Source organism: Prevotella heparinolytica, assembly GCF_004342845.1.
GTDB lineage: Bacteria > Bacteroidota > Bacteroidia > Bacteroidales > Bacteroidaceae > Bacteroides > Bacteroides heparinolyticus.
On sequence record NZ_SLXB01000007.1, the window covers coordinates 131,911 to 138,998 of the forward strand.

Consider the following 7,088-nt stretch of genomic DNA (forward strand, 5'->3'; position numbering starts at 1 on the left):
TTTCCGATTACTTGTGCAATCGGGTCAATTTATCGTAAGTGAATCCAATGAAATCATCCAAAATGTGATGGCATAGCGGAGCAATCGCTTCGCGCGAGTTGGTGGTTGTCAAACCGATAACAGTGGCGCCGGAAGCTATTCCGGCTTTCAGTCCGTTGAATGAATCTTCGAATACATACGAGTCGGCCGGATCGGTACCGAATACTTCCATACCGAGCAGGAAGCAATCGGGCGCCGGTTTCGAGGCGGCAAACAGTTCGGCAGTGAGAATACGATCGAAAAGTGTCTTTATTCCCGGATGGACACGATAGACGGATGCCATCTTCGCTTCGTTGGAACTGGTCACTACCGCCGTTTTCACGTTGTGGCGGCGCAAGTCTTCTATAAAGTCGAGCACTCCGGGAATAAAGTCATACGACATCTCCTGCTCAAATCGGTTCAGAGATTCGGTGATTTCAGCCTGTTCCTTCATCCTGCCGTTGAAGAAAGCATCGTAGATATATACTAAGGTTTGTCCTTTCACCTTACCTTCCATATCATCCATACCCAAATACTCTTTTCCTATCCGATGCCAGAACTTACTGTACTGTGTTTCTGTATCCACTACTACCCCATCGAAATCGAAAAGAACAGCCTTTGTTTTCGTTGCATTCATAAGTTTCTTCGTTTACTTGTCTATGTTTATGGCTATCGTTTACGGGCACAAAGGTCTGAATAATCCTTGAAGGAAACAAATTTTTAACGGTTTCTTACTCATTCCTGATACTCTTTACCGGATTCTCTTTTGCAATATACCACGATTTCAACAATACGCACCCCACAATAAATGCCAATAACAAACAACCTACAATGACATAACCGGCAACCGGTAACGGCACTATATCACTGAACTTTCCAATCCAGATTTGCCCCGCCTTATAAGCGCCGAATACACCGAGGAGTACGGAGGGAACTGCAAGCCAAAGCACTTCTTGCGACAACAATCGCAGGATATCCGATGTCTCTGCGCCGTTCACCTTGCGAATGGCTATTTCCTTGCTGCGTAGACGGATCTCATCATTCGCGTAACCCATCAGTCCCATCATGACAATAAGAAGAATAGTGACAGAAGCCCATAGTGTGACGTTGCGGAAAATACGGACAGAAGCGGCATAATCGCTTATTGTCTGCTCGATAGATAGGAATGTAAGCTCATCTTGCGGATAGAGGTGTTTCATCTCTTCGTTCAGCTTCTGCAAGTTTTCATTGAATGGGGCTTTCAAACGGACTTCCATACAAAATCCGATACCGGAAATCCACTCTATCATCACCGGAACATTGTCATTCGGAGTGCCGGGAAAAGCAAAACTATCCAACAATCCCACTACTCTGCCATAATCGTTCACCTGTTTGCCTATCGGACTGTCCGTCCAATGCATTTTCTCACAGAACTTGCTGTTGACCAACAACTGATGCTCTCCCGTTAAATTATGCCCTTCCTTCAATCGCAAACCGATGAATGGCAGGTAGTCGCTGTCGAACCACGAGTTCCGGGGATAAAACATCTCATTTCCTTGATTGTCGAGTATCGGACGATTAGCCCCGAAACCCAGCATTGAACGCTCAGCCGAGGCTATCGCTTCCACATAGGGCAAGTTGCGGAGTTGAGTACGGAGTTGTGTACCTTCCACCTTATGCTGATAGAGATAGGCCACCCTTTGAGGATTCCAGCCACGGTCGCGCCCCACCATATAGCGATATTGCGAAAAGACCAACAACAGCATGCCCAGGATGAAAGCAGCACCTGTGAACTGCACGAAGAGCAATACCCTCTTCCATCCTCTTCGGCCGGATGCGTAATGTACAAACACTTGTGTCACAGGAATACGGGCAAAGAGCACGGCAGGCAGACATCCGCCCAATACAAATAAGATTGCCAGCACTGCCAACGGTGCATAGAGATGCTGCGGGGCGAACAGCACATCGATAGGTACTGTCGCCAGCTCCTCCATCTGCTCATAGAAAAGATAAACCAGTACTCCTGCCACCAACAAGGATATGCTTACCACAACGGCCGTTTCCGTCAGGAACATACAAAAGATGCCGCCGCTCGACGCACCACTGCATTTATGCACCCCTATCGCCTTGGCGCGTTGCGTCAGTGAGGAGATGGAAATCAGCACATAGTTCAATGTGGTGGTAAAAAGCAGCACGATGCCCAGAAAGAACATAATCCAGATTGTTTTCCGTACTTGCGCGTCATCCAGATGCACGCTGCGAATGGGGGTAATGTGAACCGACAGTTCCAAACCGCTATCCGCCGGCAAATGACGGGCAATGGCGGCCGAGAGTCGTTCGTTCAGCCATCCGGCATCCTGCGGGGTGCGCAAACGGACAAAACCGTCATAATTCCCTCCGCTTTGCCATCCTGTCCTCCACTTAGTGTATTTACCGATACCGGAAAAAGAGACGATTGCTTCGGGACGTTTGCCCAACGAAGTGTTTATCGGGACATCTTTGAAGATTCCTTTGACGAGCAGAGCCACATCATTTCCCCACAAATCATACATCAGCGTTTTCCCGATAGGGTCTTCACCGCCGAACGTCCTGCGGGCAGCCGTTTCCGAAAGGAAAAGCGCATCAGGGTTCGCCAAATCCTGCGGATTGCCTTTCACCACATCGAGCCCGAGAACGAAGAAGTACGATGTATCGGCAAGTACCGTCTGCATTTCGAGGCTACGGTTGCCAAAGCGGTAGAGGTCGCCAAAGAGCGAGCAACTGACCGTGGCCCCTTGCACCCGGTCGGGAAACTCTTCTGCAATCACTCCCGGAATGGGGATAAGGGTATAGAAATCTTCTTTTCCTTCCAACACCCCGTTCTTCAACCAGCCGGTTTTCACCAAGCAGAGATTGTCCGCCTCTTTATAGAAATTATCGAAATCCAATTCAAAGGCTATCCTTGCAAAAAGGAATATAGACATCAATAACCCCAATGCCAAAGAAAGAATCTTGACGGCATTTGAACCATGTCCGCGAAGCAGGGTTTGAAAAGTGTAGTACAAATATCGCATATACGTTAATTATTTACTTGTTTCTGATACTCCTTACAGGGTTTTCCGTCCGCTCCCCTCTCCTCTCATTAGAAGCCTTGTGTCGGCACACTTGCCACCACGCTGCCGTCGAACAGATGTACCGTGCGGTGCGCAAAGCCGGCATCGTGCTGCGAGTGTGTCACCATGATAACCGTGGTGCCTTCCTTGTTCAGTTCCGTCAGCAGGTTCATCACTTCGGTGCCGTTTTTGGAATCCAGGTTACCGGTAGGCTCATCGGCGAGTATCAGTTTGGGATTGGTCACCACCGCACGGGCAATGGCCACACGTTGTTGCTGACCGCCGGAGAGCTGCTGCGGAAAGTGTTTGGCGCGGTGGCTGATGTTCATGCGTTTCAAGATATCTTCCACCATGCGTTTACGCTCACTGCCCTTTATGCCGAGATAAGTGAGAGGAAGCTCCACGTTTTCATACACATTCAGCTCGTCTATCAGGTTGAAGCTCTGGAATACGAAGCCCAGCTTACCCTTGCGCACACGGGTGCGCTCCTTCTCTTTCAAGTCGGCCACTTCTTGACCAAGGAGTTTATAACTGCCTTCCGTGGGATTGTCCAATAAGCCGAGGATGTTCAACAGAGTGGACTTGCCGCAGCCCGAAGGCCCCATAACGGCTACGAATTCTCCCTCTTTCACTTCAAGGTTTACATGGTTCAATGCTACGGTTTCTACTTCCGAAGTACGAAACACCTTACTGATGTTATTAATCTCAATCATAATATTCTAAGTTTATAGTTTGTTATTTATACCAGTAGATTCAAAGGAAAATCGCTCCCTTTATTCGCTTTTAATACTGTTCACAGGGTTTTCGTTCGCTATCTTCCACGATTTCCAAAGAACACAACCCACGATGACCGCCAGATTGACAATCAGTACCAGTGCATATACCACCCATCCCAACGGGATGTGCTCTGAGAATTGCTCCATCCAGATGCCATTGACGTAGCAAGAAGCAATCGTTCCGATGAGTACGGCCGGACCTGCCACATAGAGCACGTCGCGCGAGAGCAACTCCAATATCATGCTTGCTTCCGCACCGTTCACCTTGCGGATGGCTATCTCCTTACTGCGGCGGCGCACCTCGTCGGCGGTGTACCCCATCAACCCCATCAGCATGACGAAAAACATGGTGACGGCAGCCAACAGCGTGGCGTTACGAAACACACGGACGGCGTTATATTCGTCTTTTATCATCCCGCCATAGTCTGTAAAGTCGATGGTCTGTCCGGGAAAAGCCTCGCTTACATCCTTGTTAAGCTTCCGGAGATTCTCGGCAAAAGGCTCTTTCAGACGAACGTGTATGTAACCATAGAAAGCTTTATTGCCTCGTGCGATGAAAGGCATTTTTTCCGAAGTGAAGCCTTGTATTTGAAACTCCTTCAGCAATCCCGTTACTTTGTAGAGCCCATTTTCCATGTTTACCGTGCGCCCCACTACCTCATTGCCCCAGTGCATCATTTCGGCAAAAGTCTCGTTCACCACTACTTCGTCTTTCTCGCGAGCCATGCGGCCGGCTTTGAACGTCATACCCATCAGTTCGGGGTAGTCTTCGCGCATATAGTAGCTGGAGCGGGCAGAGAAAAGAGCCTGCCCGGTGGCGTCCTGAATCATCGAGCCACTGTATCCCCATATCGGAGTACCATGAGCACTGGACAGCGCTTCCACATAAGGCAAATCCTTAAAGAATTGATAGGCGGCATCACGTGCATCTTTTTCGTCCCAATAGGCGGTGCCCATGGCCATTCGTTCGGGGTTATACCCCATGTCTTTGGTCATGACAAACCGGTATTGTGCCACCACCACGCACATCAGCCCGCAGATAAAGGCCACCCCGGCAAACTGTACGAAAAGTAACGGGCGCTTCCATCCCTTTTTGCCTTCGGTATAGCGGTGGAACACCTGCGACACGGGGATACGGGCAAAGAGCCGACCCGGCAACAAACCGCCTACGATGAAAAGCGCAAACACCACAGCCAAGGGTACCCAGATGCGGTCGGGAGCCAGCAACAGCAGCGACAGTTTGGCCGAAGCCGTGTCTTCAACAAACTCGCGGAAGTTGAGCAACAGCAAGGCCATCAGCAGCAGAGCCGCCAGAATGATGATGCCCGTCTCCAACAAGAACATGCCGAAAATCTTGCCTCCGCTTGCACCGTTGCACTTGTGCACCCCTACCGCTTTGGCCCGATAGCTCAATGAAGAGATGGAAATCAGTACATAGTTCAGTGCGGCTATGAAGAGGATGGCAAAGCCGAGTATGCTCATGATATTACTCATCCGCTTCACTTCCGTATATCCGGCGTATGTGTCGCGAATGGGTTGCACAAAGGCTGTGTAGCCAAACAGTTTTTTATCCTCTGCCGGACGATATTTGTCTATCATGGCATCAATGCGCGCATTCACTACCGACTTGTCCGCTCCGGGACGGAAACGTATATACTCCATCCAACTGTCTCCTCCTCTCCATGAGTAATTGCCCCAATTACGACTCCATAAGGTAGGCATGGATATAACGGCTTCAGGGTTCATAGTAGCATTTTCCGGCACTGCGGCATAAGTGCCTTTCACCGTCAGGTCAAGGTCATGTCCGCACTTCAACACCTTGCCTATCGGGTTCTCATCTCCGAAAATCTTTTTGGCAAAACGATCGCTCAGGAAAATGACGTCTTTCTGCATCAGATCTTTCTCCGGATTCCCGCTCAATACTTTGATGCCCATGGTACGGAAAAAGAGTGAATCGGCGGTTACTTTCTTTTCATCAAAACGCGCGGTTCCATTATAAAGAGGATTGCTGACAAAGCCGTATCCGATACTGGTAGCCGCCTCCACCTGTTCGGGAAAGTTCTCAAGAATGGCACCTGCCACCGGACCGCAGTTCTTTTCCTGAGGCGGATACTTCTCACCGTTCGCCGTGAATATAGACCACACCTGATAAAGGTTGTCATAGTCCTGATAGCATTTGTCGAAACTCTGTTCGTAGACCACACGCGAGAAAAGCAAAATACTCATTGTCAGCCCTAATCCCAAGGAGACGATTTTGATGATATTCGACCCTCGTCCTCGCAGCAATGTCTGAATCACGTAATGAAGTTGTTTCATCTTATTTTTCGTTTTATATTATTTTTTCTGTTTTTTGCAAAAACAGAAAGCATGCCAAACATTTAGTTTACTAATTATCAGATGATTGAAATGTAAATATCGAGGGTGGAGTGTCTAATTATTAGACACTGCCGTCTAATAATTAGACAAGATAAAAAAAGCGTGCTTGCACATCACATGGCACATACGACAAAAACAACGGACTTTGTAAACCACCTCAATTAAACGATTACTATCTATTTCTCTTTCCTGTTTTCCCGCTTCGCGGCAAACGGAAAGAAAAACATTTAAAATGGTACTGATATACATATCTACACTGGAAAATCTTAGAAAGGCTGGAGTCGGGAAATCCCCGAACCAGTCTTTTCTATTTATTTAACGTTTCTCTTTCCGTTATCGTCAAAACAAAAGCCGAAAACATACTTGTATCGGCTTTTGTAGGCTGTCATGTAATTGAAATGTTGTGCAGAAAGATTTCCATTGTATTAGCATGACAAGTAGAAGTGATTTAAACTTTTCTTTTTCTCAAATATTTCCTTAGCAGAATTACCATAAATGCAATATAGTTCCATGATTCGCAATTCCTAACCGTTGTTTCAAATCGATTTAAAATAGTCCTGTAACTGTCCATCCATGCATTGGTCCTCTCAATGGCATAACGTTCAGCATACAACAGTTCGTCCACAACGGTATTATTGGGAGTCCCGTTTCTTTTATTGATGCAGATATTGGAGACTACTCCATGACAGCCAAGTACACTTCGAAGAGCTTTACAGTCAAATCCGGCATCCGCATTCAAGAAAAGACCATCTGTTCTGACTTTTGCAATCCCAAGGTCATGCATCATGGAGCGGATTACGTTTTTTATGTCATGAGTATCATGATGTTCGCCGCTTTTAGGCGAAGA

At 47.8% G+C, this 7,088-nt stretch carries 4 protein-coding genes and 1 pseudogene; all 5 read right to left on the reverse strand.

Features of this window, described 5'->3' with window-relative positions:
* Positions 1 to 7: 7 nt before the first annotated feature.
* Positions 8 to 655 (reverse strand): HAD family hydrolase, encoded by a 648-nt coding sequence (locus EV202_RS05645; protein WP_131925977.1) that lies wholly within the window; start codon positions 653 to 655, stop codon positions 8 to 10.
* A gap of 94 nt (positions 656 to 749) precedes the next feature.
* The gene (locus EV202_RS05650; protein WP_131925979.1) at positions 750 to 3,050 is read right to left on the reverse strand and encodes an ABC transporter permease; all 2,301 of its coding nucleotides are present in this window, start codon (positions 3,048 to 3,050) and stop codon (positions 750 to 752) included.
* 68 nt (positions 3,051 to 3,118) lie between these two features.
* Complete coding sequence (locus EV202_RS05655; RefSeq protein ID WP_125238953.1) at positions 3,119 to 3,802, reverse strand: ABC transporter ATP-binding protein; 684 nt, start codon at positions 3,800 to 3,802, stop codon at positions 3,119 to 3,121.
* Between the two features lie 60 nt (positions 3,803 to 3,862).
* Positions 3,863 to 6,181: an ABC transporter permease gene (locus EV202_RS05660; RefSeq protein ID WP_131925981.1), complete on the reverse strand. Its 2,319-nt coding sequence runs from the start codon at positions 6,179 to 6,181 to the stop codon at positions 3,863 to 3,865.
* Between the two features lie 508 nt (positions 6,182 to 6,689).
* Positions 6,690 to 7,088, reverse strand: a pseudogene (locus EV202_RS05665) (IS5/IS1182 family transposase); the annotation flags it as partial.